The organism is Alcanivorax sp. IL3 (genome assembly GCF_047495465.1).
Taxonomy (GTDB): domain Bacteria; phylum Pseudomonadota; class Gammaproteobacteria; order Pseudomonadales; family Alcanivoracaceae; genus Alcanivorax; species Alcanivorax jadensis.
On record NZ_CP179931.1, the window covers coordinates 952691 to 974429 of the forward strand.

Here is a 21739-nt window from a genome sequence, read left to right on the forward strand (position 1 = left end):
GATGCGCATTGATGCGGCCCTGCGTCAGGCCCGTGAGCGGCTTGCAGCGTCTCCCAGTGCGAGCCTGGACGCCCAGGTGCTGCTGTGCCATGTGCTGGCGCGGCCGCGCAGCTATCTGTTCACCTGGCCGGAAAGAGAGCTGGATGCGCAGCAGCAGCAGCGATTTCTGGCCCTGCTGACTCGCCGCGAACAGGGTGAGCCAGTGGCTCACCTGACCGGCGAGCGTGAATTCTTTGGCCGTCGTTTCACCGTTACCGCCGACACCCTGATCCCCCGCCCGGACACCGAAACCCTGGTGGAGCTGGCTTTGCAGCTAGGGCCCGCCGGCCCCGCCCGGGTCGTGGACCTGGGCACCGGTACCGGTGCCATTGGCCTGTCCCTGGCTCTGGAGCGCCCCCAGTGGCAGGTGACCCTGATCGATCTGAGTGCCGAGGCCCTGTCGGTGGCCCAGTGCAATGCCCGTGACTTGTCTGCCCGGGTCACCTTGCAGCAGGGCAACTGGCTGGAGGGCTGCGATGGCCCGTTCGACCTGATCGTCAGCAACCCGCCCTATATCGACCCGACGGATCATCACCTTGAAGAAGGCGATGTGCGCTTCGAACCGCGCTCTGCGTTAGTGGCAGACCAGCGGGGCCTGGCGGACCTGGCCACCATCATCAAGCAGTCTTCAGGCTGTCTGGTTGCCGGTGGCTGGTTGCTGCTGGAACATGGTTACCAACAGGGCAGTGAGGTGCGAGCACTGATGGAAGAGGGCGGCTTTGACGCGGTGCGCACCGAGCAGGACCTGGGGGGAATGAGCGGGTGACGGTGGGGCAGTTAACAGTTAATAGTGAATAGTTAACAGCGAAAACCCCGAACACCGAATCAGTAGGGTGCACTGAGCGCAGCGAACTGCACCATGGAATGCCAGAGCCTTTGCGTGCCAGCGAGATGACGATGCTCAACGACGACCAGCTACTTCGCTACAGCCGCCAGTTGATGGTGGAGGACTTTGATCTGGCCGGGCAGGACGCCCTGGCCGGGGCGCGGGTGTTGGTGGTGGGCTGCGGAGGGCTGGCCAGCCCGGCAACGTTATACCTGGCAGGTGCCGGGGTCGGCGAGCTGGTGCTGGCAGACGATGATGCAGTGGAATTGAGCAACCTGCATCGGCAAGTGGCCTTTCGGAGCGCAGATGTGGGCCAGTCCAAGGCCGAGGCCCTGAAGGCGCAATTGCTGGCGCTGAACCCGGAGGTGTCGGTGCAAGCGCATACCCTGCGGGTCGACGTCGACTGGCTGGACCGGGAGGTGGCAGCGGCCAGTGTGGTGCTGGACTGCACCGATAATTTTGCCACGCGTCAGAGCATCAATCAGGCCTGTGTGGCTCACCGGAAGCCGCTGATCAGTGGCGCCGCCATCCGCATGGACGGGCAACTGGCGGTGTTCGACCTGCGCCAGGCGGACAGCGCATGCTACGCCTGCGTCTACGGCGATGGCACCGACGGCGATCTGGCCTGCAGCCAGGCGGGCATCGTCGGCCCGGTGGTGGGTACCATCGGCACCCTGCAGGCCCTGGCTGCCATACAGGTGCTGCAGAGCAAACCTTTGCCCGCCACCCTACGGTTGTTTGACGGTCGAACCCTGTCCTGGCGGGAAATGCGCTTTCATAAAGATCCGACCTGCCCGGTCTGTTCCCGGCCATAACCGCAGGGCCTGGCTTGTGTTGGTAGACGCAAGTCTTGAAGGGCAAGGCTCTCGGCTATAGTAGTTTTCTGCTCTTCACTTCTCGCCCCTCGCCCCTCGCCCCTCGCCGTCAGCCGTTCCGTTTGTGGATCCTCCCGGTGCAGTCTGTGTCCGCCAGAGAGCCGGGATCAGTACTCTGCGGGCGAGGACGTTTCACCGGGATTATCCTGGCGGCTGGAAGCGGATTGCGGTGTGGTAACGGTTTGCTGCTCTGGCTCCAGGATAAAGCCGGGCTGGGTGATCTCGGGCTCGGAGTCAGACAGGAAATAGACCGCCACCAGAATCAACAGGCAGATAATGATGGCGATGGAGAGAATATGGCGCATGGTCGGGACCTCCCTGGCTGAGGACGAAGGTCGGCCTTGCGAGAAGTTGTCCGGGCCAACCTCTGTGACTCCAATATAGGCCCCTGTTCCGGGAGGGACAATACAGGACCTTACAGGCTCAGGCGGACAGCTGGACCACCTGACTATTGAGATCGGTGACCTGCCGAGCCATGTCGGTAAGCAGGCTGTGGATCATGCCAGGGTTGGTGCGGATCAGGTCCTTGAATTGATGCTTGGGCACCTTGACCACGGAGCAGCGGCGTTTTGCCCTCACCGTGGCGCTGCGCGGTGAGTGGGTAAGCAGGGCGATAGCGCCGAGGACTTCGCCTTCGCTGACATGGCCCACGACCACATCATCCACCAGCACATCCGCCTGACCTTCGAACAGGCTGAAGACATAATCCGCCGGTTCCCCCTGGCGGATGATCACGTCGCCGGGTTCAAAGTAGGCAAAGCCTGGGGTGGTATGGCTTTCTTCCGGCACATGGGCCGCCAGCAGGCGTACCAGCATGGCCTGCTGGATGGTGAGGATGCGTGTCCACAGTCGCGCCAGTTGTTCATCGGCCAGCGCCGCTTCCACCAGTTTTACGGTGGGGTAGGCGGCCAGTAACACTGCGCTTTCTGCGTAGTAGTTGACCTCGTCGCTGCCCGCGTCTGGGAGAATCATGTCCCCCTCGTCCCAGGTAAACAGTTTGCGAGTCTGGCAGCGCATGCCCAGCATGCCACCTTTCACCACATAGGTGGTGTCGGCACACATGCCTTGCTGGAAGGCATCCTCGGTGGGGGCCAGAGGGAATGACTGGGGTTGCAGCGGGAGCTGCCCGATAAATTCATCGACCAGACGTTTGTACATGCGGGTCAGGGCGGAAAAGCCGCCGCTGGCTTCGGCCACGGAAATCATGCTGTGCCTCAACAAACTCAGATTTTTGCCTGAGTATGCCGTAAGAAGCGGCTACGAAACAGGGGTGAGTTGGCAGTGGATGGTGCTGGATGGCAAAAGTTGGAGACAGGATGGCAAAGAAAACAGCAAGGACGCCTGATGCGGGGCGCCAGACCGGTAAAAACAGATAAAGCGCGTGGCGTGAAAAGGCGTCTTTACGCTGCTCAGGGGCTGGCGTCAGGCTCCCTCAGTAGTCCCGTTCGCGGGGACCGAATTGCGGTGCTTCCTTTTTCTGTCCCGCCTGCAGGGCGCGGCGATAGTTTTTGCCGCGCAGCAGCTTGAACTGCAGTTTGCTTTCGGTATCGAAGGCTTGGGCTTCCGGTACATTCCAGGTTTGCTGGAACAGACTCTTGGCCGCGCTGATGCCATCCGGGGAACGGGTCTTGATGGCCTCGGCCAGTTGCTCGGCTTCCGCCAGTGGGTCGTCGGCAACCCGGGTGACCAGATTCAGGGTCTTGGCTTCGTCACCCTTGAACAGGCGGCCGGTCATGGTCAGTTCTTTGGCCACATCCATGGGAACTAGTTCGCGCAGGGTGACACTGCCTGTCATGTCCGGGATCAGCCCCCACTTGATTTCCATGATCGACATTTCGCAGTCCGGGGTGCTGATACGGAAATCCGCTGCCAGGGCGATCTGCATGCCGCCACCGTAGCAGTAACCATGCAGCACAGTGATGACCGGAATGGGCAGCTCGCGCCAGCACCAGCAGACTTCCTGAAACAGGTTGGTTTTCTTGACGCCGTATTTGGTGAAACCTTTCAGTAATTTCAGCGGCTGTTTCATCACCGTGCCGAAATCCAGCCCGGCACAAAAGGCCTTGCCTTCGCCCTGCATGATGACCACGCGCAGGCTCTTGTCCTTGCGTACGGCTTTGGCAGCTTCCACCAGTCCTTCCATCATGGCGAAATCCAGGCCGTTGTACTTGTCGGCCCGGTTCAAAGTGACATAGGCAATGTCATTTTTCTTTTCCAGGGTAACGCGGTTCTGGAAGGTGGTGGTCATATAGCCTCCGGCTGGCTGGCACGCCACACGCTTCACGCCAGCACGCAAAAAGCGTGACGAGTGGAGCGTGTGGGTGTGATGCGTTATTGCAGTTTTTTCTGCAATAACTGGTTCAATTGCTGCGGGTTTGCTTTGCCCTGTGTCGCCTTCATTGCCTGGCCCACAAAGAAACCGATTTTTTTCTTTTTCTTGGCATCGTCAGAGTTGCGGTAATCTTCAACCTGGGCGGCGTTGTTGGCGATGATGTCATCGACGATTTTTTCCAGCTCGCCGCTGTCGCTCATCTGCTTGAGGCCCTTGGCTTCAATGATGGCATCCGGGTCACCTTCGCCGGCCCAGCAGGCTTCGAATACCTGCTTGGCAATTTTGGAACTGATAGTGCCGTCCTTGAGGCGGGCAATCAGTTGTCCCAGTTGTTCGGCAGAAACCGGGCTGTCGCTGATGGTTTTTTCTTCCGCGTTCAACCTGGCGGCCATTTCACCCATCACCCAGTTGGCTGCCAGCTTGGCGTCGCCGCCAGCCTTGGTGACCGCTTCAAAGAAGGTGGCGGTGGCGACGGAGCCGGACAACAGATCGGCGTCGTACTCGGACAACTGATAGTCGTCGATGAAACGTGCCTTGCGCGCATTGGGCAGTTCCGGCATGGCGGCTTTCAGTGCCTCGATATCTGCGTCGGTAATGGCTACCGGCAGCAGATCCGGGCAGGGGAAGTAGCGGTAGTCGTTGGCGTCTTCCTTGCTGCGCATGGAGCGGGCGGTGTGCGTGTCGCCATTGTAGAGACGGGTCTCCTGTACGATTTCGCCGCCGTCTTCGAGTACATCAATCTGTCGTTCCACTTCCAGCGCAATGGCTTTTTCCATGAAGCGGAAAGAGTTCAGGTTTTTGGTCTCGGTACGGGTGCCCAGTTCATCGCCGTGCTTGCGGATGGACACGTTCACATCAAAACGCATGTTGCCCTGGGACATGTCGCCATCGCAGATGCCGATCGAGGTGACGATGGCGTGCAGCTTGCGAGCGAATGCCACCGCTTCTTCGGCATTGGACATATCCGGTTCCGTGACCACTTCGATCAGCGGCGTGCCGGCCCGGTTCAGGTCGATGCCGGTCATGCCATGGAAGTCTTCGTGCAGGGATTTCCCTGCGTCTTCTTCCAGATGCGCATGGTGGATGCGCACGTTTTTCTTTTCGCCGCTTTCCAGCTGAATTTCCACCACGCCGGCACCGACAATAGGTTCGGCTAACTGAGTGGTTTGATAGCCCTTCGGCAGATCCGGATAAAAATAATTTTTCCGTTCAAACACACTGTGGCGACAGATGTCCGCATCGATGGCCAGACCGAACAGTGCGGCCTTGCGCACCGCTTCCTTGTTCACTACCGGCAGGGTGCCGGGCATGCCCAAGTCTACCAATGATGCCTGAGTATTCGGCTCGGCGCCGGTGGAAAGTTTGCTGCCGGAAAACAGTTTGCTGACGGTGTTGAGCTGGACATGAATTTCCAGACCGATCACGACTTCCCAACTCATTGGTCACCTCCAAACGCGGGTGCCTGTTTATGCCAGTCGGTGGCCTGCTGATATTTGTGCGCCACGTTGAGGATTTGTCCTTCCCGGAAATAGTTGCTGATCACCTGGGTGCCGGTGGGCAGGCCATTGATAAAACCGGTGGGCATGGACAACGCCGGCAGGCCAGCCAGGTTGACGCCGATGGTGAAAACGTCGGCCATATACATGCTCACCGGGTCGTCTTTCTTGGCGCCCAGTTTGAAGGCGGTTTCCGGAGCGGTGGGGCCCATCAGCACGTCCACTTTTTCGAAGGCGCGTGCAAAGTCATCACGAATCAGGCGACGGACCTGCTGGGCGCGGCGGTAGTAGGCATCGTAGTAGCCGGCTGACAGGGCGTAGGCACCGACCAGAATGCGGCGTTTCACTTCGTCGCCAAAGCCTTCGGAGCGGGAGCGTTTGTACAGGTCTTCCAGATCTTTCGGGTCGTCACAGCGATGGCCGAAACGCACGCCGTCGAAGCGGCTCAAATTGGAGCTGGCTTCCGCCGGGGCGATCACATAGTAGGCCGGTACCGACAGCTTGATGCTGGGCAGCGATACGGACACCACCTTGGCGCCCAGTTTTTCCAGTTCGCGAATCGCGGCGCGGCTGTTGTCGGCGATGGCGCCATCCAGCGTGTCCGGGAAAAACTCTTCCGGGATGCCGATGGTCAGGCCACTGATGTCGTTGTTCAGGGCGCCGAGATAGTCATCCACCTTTTCATTGAGGCTGGTGGAGTCACGCTGGTCGTGACCAGCCATGGCCTGCAGCATCAGGGCGCAGTCTTCGGCGCTCTGAGCCATGGGGCCAGCCTGGTCCAGGCTTGAGGCGAAGGCGATCATGCCCCAGCGGGACACCCGGCCGTAGGTGGGCTTGAGCCCGGTAATGTTGTTCAGGGCCGCTGGCTGGCGAATCGAGCCGCCGGTGTCGGTGCCGGTGGCACCGGGGGCCAGGCGCGCACCCAGGCAGGCGGCGGCACCACCGGAGGAGCCACCGGGTACCCGCTCCAGGTCCCAGTGGGTTTTTCACCGGGCCGTAGTAGCTGGTCTCGTTGGAAGAGCCCATGGCGAACTCGTCCATATTGGTCTTGCCCAGCATCACCGCGCCTTCGGCGGCCATCTTTTCCACCACCGTGGCGGTATAGGGGGCAATAAAGGAGTCCAGCATCTTCGAGCCGCAGCTGGTGCGTACGCCCTCGGTGCAGAAGATATCCTTGTGGGCGATGGGCAGGCCGGTGAGCAGGCCGCCGTTGCCAGCCGCGAGGGCAGTATCGGCGGCATCCGCCTGGGCCAGTGCCTGCTCTGCGGTCACGGAAATGAAGCTGTTCAGCTCGCCGTCGTGTTGCTGAATGCGGGCCAGGAAGTGCTCGGTGAGCTCCCGGGAGGAGAAGTCCCCGGCAGCCAGACCGGCCTTGAGTTCTGTCAGTGTCTTGTTGTGCATGGCGTTGCTCATCACCTTTTTACTCAATCACCCGGGGAACCAGGAAACAGCCGTCTTCGGCAGCGGGGGCGATGTCCAGTGCCTTGTCGCGCACGTTGGGCTCGCTGACTTCGTCTTCACGCAGGGGCTGGGTGACGTCCAGCGGGTGGGCCATGGGCGCCACATCAGTCACATCGGCCTGCTGCAGTTGGTCCACCATGGCAAGAATGTCATTGAGGCGGTCAGACAGGGCGCCGCTGTCTGATTCATCCACTTTCAGGCGCGCCAGATGCGCCACCTGGGCTACCACCTTGGAATCAATGGCCATGATTCTCTCCGTTGGGATTCTCTGCGCTGGGCAGAGATAAGCTAATGCGGGTCTGGAAAGCCGCAAAAAGTACCATAGACCGCCTGTCCGGGGCCACTGCCCACCAGCGTAAAAGCCGTAGTGTCAGCTTGCCCAATGCCCCTGCCATTGCTAGAGTTGCGCCATCTTGTGAGATGCCCGGTTTTTTCCCGCCCGGTGTCGTTTTTTCGCGAAAATTTCAGGAAACACGCCAGAGATGTCCATGATCAAGCGTATTCGGGGGATGTTCTCCACCGATTTGTCCATCGATTTGGGGACCGCCAACACCCTTATATATGTACGTGGCCGCGGCATCGTCCTGGACGAGCCGTCCGTGGTGGCCATTCGTCACCATGGCGCCCAGAAGAGTGTGGCTGCCGTGGGGGCCGATGCAAAGCGTATGCTGGGTCGTACTCCCGGCAACATTACCGCCATCCGTCCCATGAAGGATGGGGTGATCGCTGACTTCGATGTCACCGAGAAAATGCTCCAGTACTTTATCAAGAAGGTCCACGACACCGGGTTCTTCCCGCCGGCGCCCCGCGTGCTGGTGTGCGTGCCCTGCAAATCCACCCAGGTGGAGCGTCGGGCAATCCAGGATTCCGCCTACGGCGCCGGGGCCCGCGATGTCTATCTGATTGAAGAGCCCATGGCTGCGGCCATTGGTGCCGGTCTGCCGGTAGAGGAAGCGCGCGGCTCCATGGTGGTGGACATTGGTGGTGGTACCACCGAGATTGCCCTGATTTCCCTGAACGGCGTGGTCTATTCCGAGTCCGTGCGTATCGGTGGCGACCGTTTCGACGAAGCGATTGTGGCCTTTGTGCGTAAGGAATACGGCTCGCTGATCGGTGAATCCACCGCCGAGCGTATCAAGCATGAAATCGGTACCGCCTATCCGGGTTCCGAGATCCGCGAGATCGACGTGCGCGGCCGTAACCTGGCTGAAGGGGTGCCGCGCAGCTTCACCCTGAATTCCGAGGAAATCCTGGAAGCGTTGAAAGAACCGCTGGCGGCCATCGTCAATGCGGTGAAAAACGCGCTGGAAGCCTCGCCGCCGGAACTGGCCTCCGATATCGCCGAGCGTGGCCTGGTGATTACCGGTGGTGGCGCCTTGCTCCGTGATATCGACCGGCTGATCAGCGAAGAAACCGGTTTGCCGGTGATTGTCGCCGATGATCCTCTGACCTGTGTGGCCCGTGGGGGCGGCAAGGCGCTGGAGCTGATGGACAGCCAGGGTTTCGATATGCTGGCCATGGGGTAATCGCCCATGGCTGCCCCGGCCAATCCTACCTACCGACTGCTGATCGCGCTGGTTCTGGCCATCATCATGATGGTGCTGGACCAGCGCACCCCTGGGCTGCGCCCGTGCGGCATGTGCTCGGCTATCTCACCGCCCCTATTCATTATCTGGCCCACCTGCCGGTGGACTCCAGTGAGTGGCTGTCCGAACAGACCCAGAGCCGCGGCTCCCTGATGGATGAAAACCGGCGTCTGCAGCGCCAGGCCCTGATTCTGGAACAGAAGGTTCAGCGTCTGGCGGTGCTGGAAGCGGAAAACGTGCGTCTACGTGAGTTGCTTAACTCCTCGGCGGATCTGGATGCCAATGTGCTGGTGGCCGAGATCATCGGCGTGGATCCGGATCCGAACCGCCAGGAGCTGGTCATCAACAAGGGCCGGGGTGATCAGGTTTCCCGGGGGCAGGCGGTGCTGGATGCCCAGGGGTTGATCGGTCAGGTGGTGGATGCGGGGCCGCTCAGCGCCCGGGTGCTGCTGGTCACCGATGCCAGCCACGCCATGAGCGTACAGGTGAATCGCAACGGCGTGCGTGCGGTCCTCGCCGGCACCGGTCAGTCCGATGGGCTCAAGCTGCTCTACGTGCCGGATACGGCGGACATCCGCGAGGGCGACCTGTTGGTGAGCACCGGCTTGGGCCAGCGTTATCCGCGCGGCTATCCCGTGGCCACGGTCACCACCGTGCGCCACCAGTCCGGTGCACCTTTCGCGGAAATAACCGCCCGGCCCACCGCCCGGGTAGACCGGGCCAGCCATGTGCTGCTGGTGCAGCCCACAGAGAAACCCCTGATTCCGGTACCTGATCCGGAGGCCGTCAATGATGCATGATCGTCCCGCCGGTACCGGTGTCATTATCGTCACCTTGCTGATCGCCGCGTTGCTGGAAGTGGTGCCGCTACCGGAAAGCGTCAACTGGGTGCGCCCGGAGTGGATGCTGCTGGTGCTGGTTTACTGGGTGCTGGAATTGCCCAGCCGCATCGGTGTGTTGTGGGGCTTCTTTGTTGGCCTGTATCACGATGTGCTGGTGGGTACCACGCTGGGGCAATGGGGGCTGGCCTATGCGCTGGGTGCCTTTGTGATGCTGGCCGCCTACAAGCGCATGCGGGTATTTACCTCGCTGCAGCAGTGTGCCGTGGTCTTCCTGCTAGTGGGTACCGTCAGCCTACTGGCATTTCTGGTGCAGGAATCTGTGGGCCGTACCCTGTATCCGCCTTACACCATTCTTTATGCTTCCCTGACCAGCGCAGTGCTTTGGCGTCCGGTCTGTGCGCTATTGCGCTGGGTGCAGCTGCGTTTTCTAGTACGCTGAAGAGCAATTGACAGTTGATAATTGAGAATTGATAGCGAAAACCGCCAACTGCTCGTAGTAATACGTGGGTGCTCCGTCAGTTTCGTTATCAATTACCCATTATCAATTATCCATTTTTTCTGATCCTATGATTCTTTATCTCGCCTCAGGTTCGCCACGTCGGGCAGAGCTGCTACGGCAGATCGCTGTTCCCTTTTCCGTGCTGCCCGCTCCGGATATCGATGAAACCCCGCTGCCGCAGGAGCCGCCCCTGGAGTATGTCTGCCGGATGGCCCGGGAGAAGGCCCAGGCCGGTGCGGTGGCAGCCCATGGCCAGCCGCTCGACGCTGTGCTCGGGGCTGATACAGCAGTGGTGCTGGGTGACGAGATACTGGGCAAGCCGGCGGATAAGGAACAGGCGCTGGCCATGCTGAAGGCTCTCAACGGGAACGAGCATCAGGTCATGTCTGCGCTGGCGTTGTCGCACCGTGGACAGCTGGAGGTACGGTACGCCATTACCCGGGTGCAATTCCGCCATCTTGATGAGGTGCACCTGCAGGCTTATGTGGATACCGGCGAAGGCGCTGACAAGGCGGGAGGTTATGGCATTCAGGGGCTGGGCGCAGCGCTGGTGGCCTCGTTGACGGGCAGTTACAGTGGGGTAGTCGGCCTGCCGCTGGAACAGATGGTGGAACTGCTGGATCAGGTCGGCATTCGTTATTGGCAAACCAACTGACTATGGCCTCGACCCGACCCAATCGCTGGCATCGACTTTATCCGTCCCTCTGGTGGCTGACGGTGGCCTTGCTGCTGCTGATGGCGGCCTATGTGGTGGTCGGCCGCCAGTTGATGCTGCTGGTACCGGATTATCGCGAACGACTGGAAGTGCTCTTTGAAGAACGTATCCAGACACCGCTGACCATCGCCGAGCTAGACGGCAAGATGTCCGGCCTGGTGCCCCAGTTTGTGGCCCGTCAGATTCGCCTGCCGGCCCCTGAAGGCGACACCGCGCTGGAGCTGGACGAGGTGGTGCTGGGCATCGACGTGTTCCGTTCTTTGTTGCACCGGGATCTGGTGCTCAAGGAGCTGCGCATTCATGGGGTGGAGCTGCATCTGGTGCGCGGCGAGGATGGCAGTATCCGTCTGCGTGGCCTGGAGGCGCTGGGCAGCAATGACCCGGAGCAGCGGCCGCCGCTGGAGCGTATTCTCACCCTGTTTTACCGCCAGCAGTTGCTGGTGATCAGCGATGCCCGTTTGTCCATGGAGTGGCCGGGTATGCCGCCACTGGCGGCCTCCGAGCTGGAAGCCACCCTGATCAATCGGGGGGATGAGCACCGGCTGGCGCTGAATCTGGAGGCCCGTGATCGGCCCCTGTCCCTGCAGGCGCGCATTCATCTGCATGGCGATGCGTTTTCCCTGCAAGAGGTGGAAGCGGATCTCTACGCCAGCCTCAAGGGCGAGCGGCTGCATGAGTGGCTGCCCGAGGAACTGGGCTGGCCGGTGCAGGTGGCAGCCCTGGATGGCCGCCTGAAGGTATGGTCAACCCTGAAACAGGGGCAGCCCCATGATGCCCGCATCAATCTCAATCTCCCTGCCCTGACTTTGCAGCAGAACGGTCAGGACTGGCCCATGACCGAGCTGTCGGCGCGGCTGGCCCTGGTTCGTGACGGCGAGAGGGCGACTCTGTCCCTGACCAACCTGGCCGGTGATTCGCCGGCCGGCACCCTCAACCTGGGAGACCTGGCGCTGCGCTGGCAGACCCGGGGGGAGCAGCGGCAATGGCAGTTCCGGGGCAATGAATTGCCTCTCCATGCGCTCAGTCAGCAGTTTCAGCAGTGGCCTTTTGCCGTGCCCGGGAACCTGCAACAGGTCCGTGAACGTTTGACGGTGCAGGCGCCACGGGGGCTGCTGGATGGTGTTTATGTGCAGGGCCGTGCCCGGCAAGTGGAGAAATTCCAGTTGCGCTTCACGGGTCTGTCGAGCCAGGCGCAGGACCGGATACCCGGTGTACAGGGGCTTTCCGGCTGGGTGTCGGGCAGTCCTTCCGAAGGGCAGGCGCATCTGCACAGCGACAATCTGAGCCTGCAATTTCCGCGGCTTTATGACCATGCCCTGGGTGGCCAGGTCAGCGGGCTGCTGGACTGGCGGCGTGATGGCGAGCAGCTGTTGGTGCGCTCCGGGCGGTTGCGCGTGGTCAATCCGGATGCCCATGGTGAGGCGCTCATGCAGCTCACTCTGCGCCCCGAGCAGATTCCGCAATTGCGCCTGGCGGCAGAAATCTACGAAGGCAACGGCGCCCGCGCCAGTCATTACATGCCGCTCAAGCGGTTACCCGAGGGGCTGTCCGGCTGGCTCGGACAAGCCATCCAGGGCGGCCATCTGCAGCGTGGGCAGATTCTTTATCAGGGGCCGGTGAAAATCGACAAGAGCCGCCAGCAGGATCGCACCTTGCAGATGCGTTATCAGGCCAGCGATGTGCGCTTGTCTTTTCTGCCGGATTGGCCGGTAGCCAGTGACGTGTCGGCGGATGTGCTGATCAACGGCCGCCAGGTTCGCGGGCTGGCTCGCAGCGGGACATTGTTGGGTAGCGAGCTGCAGGACGTACACGTTGATGTGCCGGATTTTGCCACCGGCGAGACGCCGAGGCTGATTATTTCCGGTCGGGCTCGAGGGCCGGTCAAGGATCTGGATACGCTGTTTCAGGATACCCCTCTGCGTAAACAGCTCCCTGAAGAACTGCTGGATTGGCGTTTCCGAGACGGCAGCATGGCGGGGTATCTGTTGCTGGATATTCCCCTGCAAAAAGGCAGCGGCACACCGGTGGTGATTGTGGATGCCCAGGTGAACGATGCCACTCTTAACAATACGCCGCGCAAACTGCAGGTAACCGAGGCCTCGGCACCGGTCTATTTTCATTCGCGTGATGGCATGCAGATCGACCGCCTGCAGGCCCGGGCCCTGGGGGGCAATTCGGTGGCCAGTGGCTGACCCGTGATGGCCGCAGCCGCTTGCAGCTCGATGGCAGCCTGCCCATGAAGCAGGCGGCAAACTGGCTGGGCTTTCCCTGGCTGAAGCCTCTGTCCGGGCAATTACCGCTGGGGCTGACTGTGCAGATTCCCTGGCAGGGCACCCCGTTTTCCCTGCGAGCGGCCTCGTCGATGAAAGGGATTACCGTGGATGCACCGGCGCCGCTCGGCAAGTCTGCCGAGGCAACCCGACCGCTGGATATCCGGCTCAGTAATCCGGGCAGACGTCTGGCGCTGGACATGGAATACGGCGGGCTGCTGCGAGGGGCGTTTCGCATCGACAAGCGCGTGCGTGGTGATCTGCTGCTGGGCAGCGGCACCTTGCAGGTGCCCGCCGAGGGGATTCAGGTACGCGGCCGGCTGGCTAACGCCAGTGTGGAGCCCTGGATCGACTTTATCGGTAACCGGCTGATGCCTTCACTGAATGCTGGCAGTGGTGGCGGGGTGGCTACCGCCGATGCCTCCCTGAGCAAGGTCAGCCTGCAGGTGGATCGCCTGGATCTGTTTGGCATGGAGGTAGCCGATACCCGGCTCTCGGTGCTGCCGGCGGTGGCTGGCTGGGATATAGCGCTGAGTAGCCGTGCGGTGGCCGGGTCTGTGCGCATTCCGGATGGCTTCACGGCCCGGGGTGAGGCGCCGCTTGCCATGTCGGTGTCCCGCCTCAATCTGAAGCTGCCCGAGGGAGCGCTCGGCGATGACGGGGAAACCGCACCGGTGTCGCCGCTGACACTGCCGCCGCTGGATGCGGATTTCAACAGTATCGTTATCAACGGTGAGGACTACGGCCAGTGGCAAGGCAAGGTGCGGCCGGTGAAACAGGGCGTGCGTATTTCCGATCTGGACGGGCGCTGGCGATCCAGCCGTTTTCAGGGCACGCTGGACTGGACCGAGGAGGCCGGCAAGTCTTACAGCCGCTTCAACGGCAGCCTGTCCTCGGACAATCTTGGCCGCTCCCTGAACGCCTGGGGTATGCCGGCACTGATCGAGTCCGACGATGCCCGCGCGCAAGTTGTGCTTGGCTGGACAGACTGGCCGTTGAATATGAATTATCTGGCCCTGGAGGGGCAGACCCAGGTGGATATCGGGGAATGCCGGATTCCGGATACCGATACCAAAACCTCATTCCTGCGCCTGCTGGGTATTCTCAATATCGGCACGATCCAGCGTCGTTTACGGCTGGATTTCTCGGACCTGTACAAGAAGGGCATGAGCTGCGACAGCATTACTGGCGACTTCTCCATTGATGGCCCCCGGGTGGCTACATCCAATCTGGCCATTGATTCGCCCTCAGCCGCGATTCGCGTCAAGGGTGCCATTGATCTGGAAAAGGAAACCCTGGATCACAACATGGAGGTGACCCTGCCATTGTCCAGTAACCTGTATGCGGGCTGTCTGGCAGGGCCGGCCGCCTGTGCGGGTATTTTTGTGGTGGAGCGGATCTGGGGCGACCGGCTCGACAAGACAACCACCATGGAATACCGGGTAACCGGTAACTGGAGCAGCCCACAGGTGAAAGAAACCGAGGGGATATTCGAATGACGGTGCAACGCTATCAAATTGCCGCCATCCAGATGACCAGCGGCAAGCAGCCCGATGACAACCTGCGCCAGGCGGGAGCGCTACTGGCCGAGGCCCGGCAAAAGGGGGCCGAGCTGGCCGTGTTGCCGGAAAATTTCGCCGGCTACGGCGTTGATTACCGGGTGCTGGGTGAGCGTCATGACGAGCTGGTCGGCTGGTTGTGTGAGCAGGCCAGCAGCCTGGACATGGCGATTATTGGCGGCAGTCTGCCTGCACTGCAGCGCCCGGATGGGCAGCCGGTACCATCACCACTTGTGCGCACCTGTTCCATCGCGGTAAACGCTGCCGGGGAATGCCTGGCCCGCTACGACAAGCTGCACCTGTTCGATGCGGATGTGCAGGATGCCCAGGGTCGTTACCGTGAGTCGGATTTTTTGAGCCCGGCCAGGAGGTGGTGACCACCACTCTGGGTGATCTGCAGGTGGGCATGGCGATCTGTTATGACCTGCGCTTTCCGGCGCTTGCCCAACGGCTGGTTGCCGCCGGGGCGCATCTGTTGGTGTATCCCTCTGCCTTTACCGCGGTCACCGGCGCGGCCCACTGGCAACTGCTGCTGCGTGCCACGGCGGTACAGACCGGCTGTTATGTGCTGGGCGCCAACCAGTGCGGCCAGCACGGCCCGCGTCGGGCCACCTATGGGCATTCCATGCTGGTGGACCCCTGGGGCCGGGTGGTGGATAGTCTGAGCGATTCTCCCGGTGCTCTTGTGGCCGAGCTGGACCTTGCTACCATGAATGAGCTTCGGCAAAGCATGCCGGTTCAACAGCATCAACGATTCCGAATTGAAGGACCCTATGACACATAACGACGCCCTATCCATTGCCGAGTCCGTACTGCTGGCGCCGGCAAACCTGCACACCCCGCAATTGGCGTCGCTGCTGAACGGCAAACTGACCGGCCAGGCAGATTATGCCGACATGTATTTCCAGCACAGCCGCCATGAGGCCTGGGTGCTGGAAGACGGTATCGTCCGTGATGCCAGCTTCAATACCGAGCGCGGCGCCGGTGTGCGCATTGTCCAGGGCGATAAGACCGGGTTTGCCTATAGTGATGACATCACCCTGGACGCGTTGCAGCAGGCCAGCGGTGCCGCCCGTGCCATTACCCGACATGGCCAGGACCGGCAGATCCAGCTTGCCAGCCGGGCGGTGCCGGCCCGTTATGCCGCCATTGATCCGCTGCTGGGCTGGCCCGCCGAAGACAAGGTGGCACTGCTGCAACGTATCGATGCCCTGGCTCGCTCACTGGACCCGGCCATTGTGGAAGTCACGGCCAGCCTCAGTGCTGAACAGGATGTGATCATGGTGGTCGCCAGTGACGGCACCCTGGCGGCGGATGTGCGGCCGTTGATCCGCTGCAATGTCAGCGTGATCGCCGAACGCAATGGCCGCCGCGAGCGCGGCAGTGCCGGCGGTGGTGGTCGGGTGGCCTACGACTGGCTGTTGCAGGAAGAGCGTATCGAAACCTGGGCCCGGGAAGCCGTACGTGGCGCCTTGCTGAACCTGGAAGCCGAAGCAGCACCGGCAGGCACCATGCCGGTGGTATTGGGGCCGGGCTGGCCCGGTGTGCTGTTGCACGAAGCGGTGGGCCATGGTCTGGAAGGCGATTTCAATCGCAAGGGCACTTCCATGTTTGCCAAGAAATTTGGCCAGCAGGTGGCGTCGCCCCTGTGTACCGTGGTGGACGATGGCACCCTGCCGGATCGCCGAGGCTCTCTGACCATCGACGACGAAGGCACCCCTACCGCCTGCAATACCCTGATCGAAAACGGCAAGTTGGTGGGTTTCATGCAGGACAAGACCAACGCCCGGCTGATGGGTGTGGCGCCCACCGGTAACGGCCGGCGGGAATCCTATGCCCACCTGCCCATGCCACGCATGACCAACACCTACATGCTGCCCGGTGAGAGTGATCCGCAGGATATTGTTGCCAGTCTCGATCGCGGCATTTACGCGGTGAACTTCGGAGGTGGCCAGGTGGATATCACGTCCGGGCGTTTTGTCTTTTCCACCAGCGAAGCCTACCTGGTGGAGAAGGGCAAAATCGTCTGCCCGGTGAAAGGCGCCACCCTGATCGGTAGCGGCGCGGAAGTGATGAGCCGCATCTCCATGGTCGGTAATGATCTGGCCCTGGACAGTGGCATCGGCGTTTGCGGCAAGGATGGCCAGTCCGTGCCGGTGGGCGTGGGTCAGCCCACCCTGCGTGTGGACGCCCTCACCGTGGGGGGCACTGCCTGATGTCCCAGGTACTGGACGTTCTGTCACGCATGCGTCTGTTCGCCGGGCTCAGTGATGAAGAACTGGCGGTACTGGAAAAGCTGGTATTTGTTAACCGGGTTCCTGCCGGGGAACCGGTATGCCGGGAAGGGGACCGCAGTGATTTTGTCTGCTTTGTGGTGCGCGGTTGTCTGGATATCGTCAAGAACAGCGAAGCCGGTGGCGAGGTGGTGATTGCCCATTTACGGCCGGGTGATTCCATGGGCGAGATGGCGCTGGTGGATAACGAGCCCCGATCGGCCACAGTCCGTGCCGCCGAGGATGCCACCCTGATCGTGCTCACCCGCAAGGGCATCGAGCAATTGCGCAAACGCAGCCCCCATGCGGTCAGTCTGATCATGGAAAACATTGCCCGCTTGCTGTGCCTGCACCTGCGTCGCACCTCGTCACAGCTGGCCCAGTTCAAACTGCCGGTAGGATAACAAACGCTAATAAACACGTTACGGGTTTGCCGATGAAAGTATTCTGCCTTGGAATGGTTCTGGTTGCGCTGGTTGGCTGTGATCCGGTGCAGTGGCCGGCGGATGTGCGTTTGCCGGACGGGGCGGTGTATGACGGCGATACCCGAGATGATCTCTTCCACGGCGAAGGTACGCTGACCTGGCCGGATGGTCGCTACTACGAAGGGGAATTCCGCGAAGGGCGGCTTAATGGTCACGGCAAGCTGGTGGATCGGCGCGGCTGCGCTCATCAAGGTCAGTTTGTCGACGGCGTCCTGCACGGGGAAGGGCAGTTCACCTGTGACGATGCCACCTGGCAGGGGCGCTTCGAACAGGGTGAGCTGATTGAGGGCACCGTCAGCTATGAGAGCGGCGGCTCTTACCAGGGGAAATTCCGTGATTTCGCCCCCCATGGCCAGGGAATCTGGGTCACCGAGGATGGCGCGCACTATGAAGGCCGGTTCGAGGATGGCGAGCTGCTCAAGGGCACTTACCGGGATGAGGAAGGTTACCGCTATGAAGGGGAATTTCGCTATTTTTCCTATCACGGCCAGGGGGTGCTGACCCGCCCGGATGGCGTGGTGATTCGTGGCAAGTTTGAAAACGGCCATGCTCACGGCAGCGGCACGCGCACTCAGCCGGCTGAGGGCGACGGTGAGCCGCAGGAAGAAAAAGGGTATTTCGTGCGTGGACGCTATTACGCCAGTGAGCAGGTCTACCGGGAAAATCGCCATGCCCGGGCAGCAAAAATGGAGGCCCGCCTGTACACCGAATCCAGCCGTTTACAGTCGGTGTTGTCATCCTTGGCGCCACAGCGGCCGGGAGTGCGTGATGTTTACCTGCTGGTGGTAGGTGGCGATGGCACCGAGGCTGTGTTTGCCCGCGAAGTGGACTGGGTGGCGGAACGGCTGGGCTCGGTATTTGATCTCAACCGCCGGCAGGTGCGTTTGATCAACGGCGGCAGCGATGATCTGCCTCTGGCGACCCGAACCAGTGTACGTGAAGCGCTGCAAGCGCTGGATGCCCTGCTGGATCCGCAAGAAGATCTGCTCATGGTGCATCTGGTCAGTCACGGTTCCAAAGAGGGCGCCCTGTTACTGGATGATCGAAATCTCAAGCTTAATGATCTGAGCGTGGCTGACGGCAAACAGTGGCTGAATGGCCTGCAGGCAAAGCATCAATGGCTGGTGGTGTCGGCCTGCTATTCCGGAAAATGGGTAGACGCCCTGGCTTCTCCGCAGCGGGTTGTGTTTGCTTCTGCAGCGTCGGATCGCACCTCCTTCGGTTGCGGTGACGACTCCGACCGTACCTGGTTCAGCAAGGCGTTGTACGGTGAGGATATGGCTGCCGGCATCGACGATCCGCAGGCCTGGTTTGCTGCTGCCAACGAGAAGGTCTCGGGGATGGAAGAAGAGCAGGGCATTGAGGGCGATGCGCACTCCATGCCGCAAAAGGCAGTGGGGGAGGCATTTTTGCGCTGGTGGCAGGGCAATAAAGCAGTTAACAGTGAATAGCGAAAACCCGCGAGTGATCGGAACGTAGGGTGGATTAGCCTAAGGCGTAATCCACCTTCGGTTTCGCACATTGTGGGGGCAATGCGAGGAAAACATGGTGGATTACGCCTTAGGCTAATCCACCCTACGCCACCCGGATGGGTGTTGCGTGTAGATGTGTTGCTCGCTGTGTGCAGGCAGCGCTTCTCAGTACAGCGGCGCGGTTTTGTCCAGTTGGTTCAGGTAGCTCATCAGCTTGCGTCGCTCGCGTTTGAACTTGTCTTTTTCCGCGGCGGACGCCGTGGCCGGGTCGGCAATGCGGGCCTTGAGCGCGTTGCGGCTCAGGTTGCGCAGTTGCTGGCGGTCACCGTGGGGGAAGAAGTCCAGGACTTGCTGCAGGGTGCTTTCGGCGTCCCTGGGCTGGTCGCAGGCCATGATCTGTTCTACCCAGTTGGTCAGCCGTTGCTGGCGGAACGGATCATGAAACGCTTCCAGCGCCTGGATGATCTGCTCGCTGTTGGATTCGCGCATCAGGCGGCCGATGTACTGGGCATGGCGACGGCGAGCCTCGTGGTGGTTGATGCGGGCTGCTTCGTCCAGGGCTTTTTTCAGTTCATCGCCCAAGGGCAGTCGCTCGCGCTCCGCCGGCTTCATGTCCATTAACGAGAGTCCCAGCTCCTGCAAAGCACTGTCATCGCGTTTTTGTTGTGTCTTGCTGGTCAGCAGGTCGTCGTTATACTCGGTCATTGGATTTCGGCTTTCCTGTTTTGCGTGCGGCGTGTTGCGTGAAGCTTGCCGACGGACTTTTTCTGATTACGGAACCGCTATTTTATGTCTGATTCCCCCGCAACGACAGCAGTACTGGATATTGCCCAATTACGCCAGGCGGAAGATACCGCCGCCTGGGTGCTGGAAGAGGCGAAACGGCAGGGTGCCGATGGGGCAGAAGTGAATGTGAGTCTGTCCCAGGGATATTCGGTCAATGTGCGCCAAGGGGAGGTGGAAACCGTGGAATTCCACCGCGACCGGGGGGTGTCGGTGACCCTGTTCCGCGGCCAGCGCAAGGGCCACGCCAGCAGTTCCGACGACAACCGTGACAGCCTGCGCGACACCATTCAGGCGGCGGCCTCCATTGCCCGCTACACCGAGGAAGATCGTTATGCGGGTCTGGCACCGGCCTCGATGCTGGCTCGGGAGGTGCCGGACCTGGACCTGTATCACCCCTGGGCAATGGATACCCAGGCGGCCATCGACGAGGCATTGCGCTGTGAAACCATTGCCCGCAATGATGAGCGTATCGTCAATTCTGAAGGCGCGTCCATCAACAGTGGCGCCAGCCTGCGGGTCTTTGCCACCTCGGAAGGTTTTCTGCACGGCTACCGTGGTACCCATCATAGCCGGGTCTGCAGCGTGGTGGCGGAAGACGATGATGGCATGCAGCGTGATTACTGGTACGACGGAGGCCGCATCGGTGAGCGGCTGGCCAGCGCCGAAGAGATTGGCGAAAAGGCCCGCGAGAGAACGCTGGCACGGCTGGGGGCGAGCATTCCGGAGACCGGTGAATTGCCGGTGATCTTTGCGCCGGAAGTGGCATCCGGCCTGCTGGGTCACCTGGTGTCCGCCATCAGCGGCGGCGCCCTGTACCGTCGCAGCTCCTTCCTGCAGGACAGCATTGGGACTGCGGTGTTGCCCAAGGGCTATGCCCTGACGGAGAACCCGCATCTGTCTGCCGGAAACGCCTCCGCCCCTTTCGATGGCGATGGCCTGCCCACCCGTGCCCAGTCTTTCGTGGAGGACGGCGTGCTGCGCCAGTATGTACTGGGCCTGTACGCCGGTCGCCGTTTGCAGATGGACCCCACCGGCAATGGTGGAGGGGTACGTAACCTGTCTATCACCGATACGGGCGAGTCACTGGCAGCGTTGATGGCCCGGGTGCCGAAAGGCATTCTGATCACGGAAGTCATGGGGCAGGGAGTAAATCTGGTGACAGGAGACTATTCTCGTGGCGCCAGCGGTTTCTGGTTTGAGAACGGCGTCATACAAGGAGCGTTGCAAGAGTTTACCATTGCGGGGCATTTGGGGGAGATGCTCAAGGGTATTCAGGGTAGCGGCACCGATGTGGATTATCGGGGTAACATCGCCAGCGGCTCGCTGTTGCTGTCGCCGATGAAAATCGCAGGGCGATAGCGACAGGTTGTATCCGGGCATTTTCAATGGATGAAATTTTTTTCGGGAAAGGAGCAAACCGTGAGTGAAATCAATCCGTATCAACAGCCGCAGGCCGAGCTGATTGATGACAATAATCCGCCGGCACAGCCGCTGACCATTCTGGCCGAGCCGCGCAAAATCAGTGTGGGGGACGCGCTGGGCTGGATCGGCAGTGGTCACAAGATGCTGCCGGGACACTGGGGTGTGGTGCTTGGGGCCCTGGTGGTCACCGTGCTGATCACCTCTGCCTTCCAGATCATTCCGTTGCTTGGCATGATCGCTCAGATTCTGGCGACGCCTCTACTTTACGCGGGGATCGTGAAAATTTTCCATCGCATGGAAACCGAGGGCAACTCGGATTTTGCCGACTTGTTCGCCGCGTTTTCTGATCGAACCGGTCCACTGATTCTGATGGCACTGGCTCAGCTCGGTGTGATGCTGCTGCTCGGGGCTGTTTTCGGTGGCCTGGGGTATGCGTTGGGTGCCGGAGGCGCTGGTACTGGAGCGATGATAGTGATTGGCCTGTTGGGTCTGGTAGCCATGTTTGGCTTCGTCTATCTGTTCTATTTCACCGTGCCGCTGATCTTTCTGGGCAACAAGGGTGTGGGCGAAGCCATGAAGCTGAGCCTTCGCGGCTTCACCCGCAATGTAATTCCCATGATCGTTTACCTGCTGGTCACCATGGTGATCGTGCTGGTGGCTGCCTTGCCACTACTGCTGGGGTGGCTGTTCGTCATGCCGATTCTGGCCGGCGCCTACTACGTCTCTTTCCGGCAGATTTTTGTGGAATAAATTTCGTAGTAGAGCATGACAAAAAAGGCGCCAATCAATGGCGCCTTTTTT

At 60.9% G+C, this 21739-nt stretch carries 19 protein-coding genes and 2 pseudogenes; 14 read left to right on the plus strand and 7 right to left on the minus strand.

Annotated elements, in window-relative coordinates:
• The first annotated feature begins 1 nt into the window (after position 1).
• Positions 2–805, plus strand: coding sequence for a peptide chain release factor N(5)-glutamine methyltransferase (gene prmC, locus ACMG4M_RS04510; RefSeq protein ID WP_414430781.1), 804 nt, complete (start codon positions 2–4; stop codon positions 803–805).
• 131 nt (positions 806–936) lie between these two features.
• Positions 937–1680 carry a HesA/MoeB/ThiF family protein gene (locus tag ACMG4M_RS04515; RefSeq protein ID WP_414431117.1) on the plus strand — a complete coding sequence of 248 codons (744 nt, stop codon included), beginning with the start codon at positions 937–939 and terminating at the stop codon, positions 1678–1680.
• 167 nt (positions 1681–1847) lie between these two features.
• Here ACMG4M_RS04515 and ACMG4M_RS04520 read toward each other — a convergent pair whose 3' ends face one another.
• From ACMG4M_RS04520 to gatC, 6 genes and pseudogenes are all read right to left on the minus strand, one after another.
• A complete protein-coding gene (locus ACMG4M_RS04520; RefSeq protein WP_035248124.1) occupies positions 1848–2045 on the minus strand; it encodes a hypothetical protein in 198 nt (65 codons plus the stop codon).
• 118 nt (positions 2046–2163) lie between these two features.
• A complete protein-coding gene (locus ACMG4M_RS04525; protein ID WP_035248123.1) occupies positions 2164–2946 on the minus strand; it encodes a cyclic nucleotide-binding domain-containing protein in 783 nt (260 codons plus the stop codon).
• A 226-nt stretch (positions 2947–3172) separates the two neighbouring features.
• Positions 3173–3988, minus strand: coding sequence for a crotonase/enoyl-CoA hydratase family protein (locus ACMG4M_RS04530; protein WP_272998041.1), 816 nt, complete (start codon positions 3986–3988; stop codon positions 3173–3175).
• An 83-nt stretch (positions 3989–4071) separates the two neighbouring features.
• The gene (gene gatB, locus ACMG4M_RS04535) at positions 4072–5511 is read right to left on the minus strand and encodes an Asp-tRNA(Asn)/Glu-tRNA(Gln) amidotransferase subunit GatB (RefSeq protein ID WP_414430782.1); all 1440 of its coding nucleotides are present in this window, start codon (positions 5509–5511) and stop codon (positions 4072–4074) included.
• A pseudogene (gene gatA / locus ACMG4M_RS04540) lies at positions 5508–6969 on the minus strand (Asp-tRNA(Asn)/Glu-tRNA(Gln) amidotransferase subunit GatA). Before gatA ends, gatB begins: the two are co-directional and overlap by 4 nt.
• Positions 6970–6988: 19 nt before the next feature.
• Positions 6989–7276, minus strand: coding sequence for an Asp-tRNA(Asn)/Glu-tRNA(Gln) amidotransferase subunit GatC (gene gatC, locus ACMG4M_RS04545; RefSeq protein ID WP_035248117.1), 288 nt, complete (start codon positions 7274–7276; stop codon positions 6989–6991).
• 241 nt (positions 7277–7517) lie between these two features.
• Between gatC and ACMG4M_RS04550 the strand changes: the two genes are divergently transcribed.
• From ACMG4M_RS04550 to ACMG4M_RS04595, 10 genes and pseudogenes are all read left to right on the plus strand, one after another.
• Complete coding sequence (locus ACMG4M_RS04550) at positions 7518–8555, plus strand: rod shape-determining protein (RefSeq protein ID WP_035248243.1); 1038 nt, start codon at positions 7518–7520, stop codon at positions 8553–8555.
• Positions 8556–8659: 104 nt separating this feature from the next.
• Positions 8660–9415: a rod shape-determining protein MreC gene (gene mreC, locus ACMG4M_RS04555; protein WP_414430783.1), complete on the plus strand. Its 756-nt coding sequence runs from the start codon at positions 8660–8662 to the stop codon at positions 9413–9415.
• Positions 9405–9896 carry a rod shape-determining protein MreD gene (gene mreD / locus ACMG4M_RS04560; protein ID WP_035248113.1) on the plus strand — a complete coding sequence of 164 codons (492 nt, stop codon included), beginning with the start codon at positions 9405–9407 and terminating at the stop codon, positions 9894–9896. The genes mreC and mreD overlap by 11 nt, the downstream gene beginning before the upstream one ends.
• A gap of 127 nt (positions 9897–10023) precedes the next feature.
• Complete coding sequence (locus ACMG4M_RS04565; RefSeq protein WP_414430784.1) at positions 10024–10611, plus strand: Maf family protein; 588 nt, start codon at positions 10024–10026, stop codon at positions 10609–10611.
• Positions 10612–10613: 2 nt separating this feature from the next.
• Complete coding sequence (locus ACMG4M_RS04570; RefSeq protein ID WP_414430785.1) at positions 10614–12863, plus strand: YhdP family protein; 2250 nt, start codon at positions 10614–10616, stop codon at positions 12861–12863.
• Between the two features lie 44 nt (positions 12864–12907).
• Positions 12908–14440, plus strand: coding sequence for a YhdP family protein (locus tag ACMG4M_RS04575; protein ID WP_414430786.1), 1533 nt, complete (start codon positions 12908–12910; stop codon positions 14438–14440).
• A gap of 32 nt (positions 14441–14472) precedes the next feature.
• Positions 14473–15284 (plus strand): annotated as a pseudogene (locus ACMG4M_RS04580) (carbon-nitrogen hydrolase family protein).
• Positions 15274–16716, plus strand: coding sequence for a metalloprotease TldD (tldD, locus tag ACMG4M_RS04585; RefSeq protein WP_272962117.1), 1443 nt, complete (start codon positions 15274–15276; stop codon positions 16714–16716). The pseudogene ACMG4M_RS04580 and the gene tldD overlap by 11 nt, the downstream one beginning before the upstream one ends.
• Positions 16716–17177, plus strand: coding sequence for a Crp/Fnr family transcriptional regulator (locus ACMG4M_RS04590; protein WP_035248106.1), 462 nt, complete (start codon positions 16716–16718; stop codon positions 17175–17177). The genes tldD and ACMG4M_RS04590 overlap by 1 nt, the downstream gene beginning before the upstream one ends.
• A gap of 32 nt (positions 17178–17209) precedes the next feature.
• Positions 17210–18709, plus strand: a complete 1500-nt coding sequence (locus ACMG4M_RS04595; protein ID WP_414430787.1) for a C13 family peptidase — start codon at positions 17210–17212, stop codon at positions 18707–18709.
• 186 nt (positions 18710–18895) lie between these two features.
• On the opposite strand, the gene yjgA is transcribed toward ACMG4M_RS04595, so the two are convergent.
• Complete coding sequence (gene yjgA / locus ACMG4M_RS04600; protein ID WP_414430788.1) at positions 18896–19435, minus strand: ribosome biogenesis factor YjgA; 540 nt, start codon at positions 19433–19435, stop codon at positions 18896–18898.
• An 84-nt stretch (positions 19436–19519) separates the two neighbouring features.
• Here yjgA and pmbA point away from each other — a divergent pair, with 84 nt between their 5' ends.
• On the plus strand, positions 19520–20875 hold the full coding sequence (gene pmbA / locus ACMG4M_RS04605; protein ID WP_272997385.1) for a metalloprotease PmbA: 1356 nt from the start codon (positions 19520–19522) through the stop codon (positions 20873–20875).
• A 60-nt stretch (positions 20876–20935) separates the two neighbouring features.
• Positions 20936–21688 carry a BPSS1780 family membrane protein gene (locus ACMG4M_RS04610; protein WP_035248239.1) on the plus strand — a complete coding sequence of 251 codons (753 nt, stop codon included), beginning with the start codon at positions 20936–20938 and terminating at the stop codon, positions 21686–21688.
• Positions 21689–21739 lie beyond the last annotated feature (51 nt).

Excerpts from the sequence above, each read along its gene's own strand:
- prmC (WP_414430781.1), top strand. The coding sequence starts at position 2 with ATGCGCATTGATGCGGCCCTGCGTCAGGCCCGTGAGCGGCTTGCAGCG.
- ACMG4M_RS04515 (WP_414431117.1), top strand. The coding sequence starts at position 937 with ATGCTCAACGACGACCAGCTACTTCGCTACAGCCGCCAGTTGATGGTG.
- ACMG4M_RS04520 (WP_035248124.1), bottom strand. The coding sequence starts at position 2,045 with ATGCGCCATATTCTCTCCATCGCCATCATTATCTGCCTGTTGATTCTG.
- ACMG4M_RS04525 (WP_035248123.1), bottom strand. The coding sequence starts at position 2,946 with ATGATTTCCGTGGCCGAAGCCAGCGGCGGCTTTTCCGCCCTGACCCGC.
- ACMG4M_RS04530 (WP_272998041.1), bottom strand. The coding sequence starts at position 3,988 with ATGACCACCACCTTCCAGAACCGCGTTACCCTGGAAAAGAAAAATGAC.
- gatB (WP_414430782.1), bottom strand. The coding sequence starts at position 5,511 with ATGAGTTGGGAAGTCGTGATCGGTCTGGAAATTCATGTCCAGCTCAAC.
- gatC (WP_035248117.1), bottom strand. The coding sequence starts at position 7,276 with ATGGCCATTGATTCCAAGGTGGTAGCCCAGGTGGCGCATCTGGCGCGC.
- ACMG4M_RS04550 (WP_035248243.1), top strand. The coding sequence starts at position 7,518 with ATGATCAAGCGTATTCGGGGGATGTTCTCCACCGATTTGTCCATCGAT.
- mreD (WP_035248113.1), top strand. The coding sequence starts at position 9,405 with ATGATGCATGATCGTCCCGCCGGTACCGGTGTCATTATCGTCACCTTG.
- ACMG4M_RS04565 (WP_414430784.1), top strand. The coding sequence starts at position 10,024 with ATGATTCTTTATCTCGCCTCAGGTTCGCCACGTCGGGCAGAGCTGCTA.
- ACMG4M_RS04570 (WP_414430785.1), top strand. The coding sequence starts at position 10,614 with ATGGCCTCGACCCGACCCAATCGCTGGCATCGACTTTATCCGTCCCTC.
- ACMG4M_RS04575 (WP_414430786.1), top strand. The coding sequence starts at position 12,908 with ATGAAGCAGGCGGCAAACTGGCTGGGCTTTCCCTGGCTGAAGCCTCTG.
- tldD (WP_272962117.1), top strand. The coding sequence starts at position 15,274 with ATGACACATAACGACGCCCTATCCATTGCCGAGTCCGTACTGCTGGCG.
- ACMG4M_RS04590 (WP_035248106.1), top strand. The coding sequence starts at position 16,716 with ATGTCCCAGGTACTGGACGTTCTGTCACGCATGCGTCTGTTCGCCGGG.
- ACMG4M_RS04595 (WP_414430787.1), top strand. The coding sequence starts at position 17,210 with ATGAAAGTATTCTGCCTTGGAATGGTTCTGGTTGCGCTGGTTGGCTGT.
- yjgA (WP_414430788.1), bottom strand. The coding sequence starts at position 19,435 with ATGACCGAGTATAACGACGACCTGCTGACCAGCAAGACACAACAAAAA.
- pmbA (WP_272997385.1), top strand. The coding sequence starts at position 19,520 with ATGTCTGATTCCCCCGCAACGACAGCAGTACTGGATATTGCCCAATTA.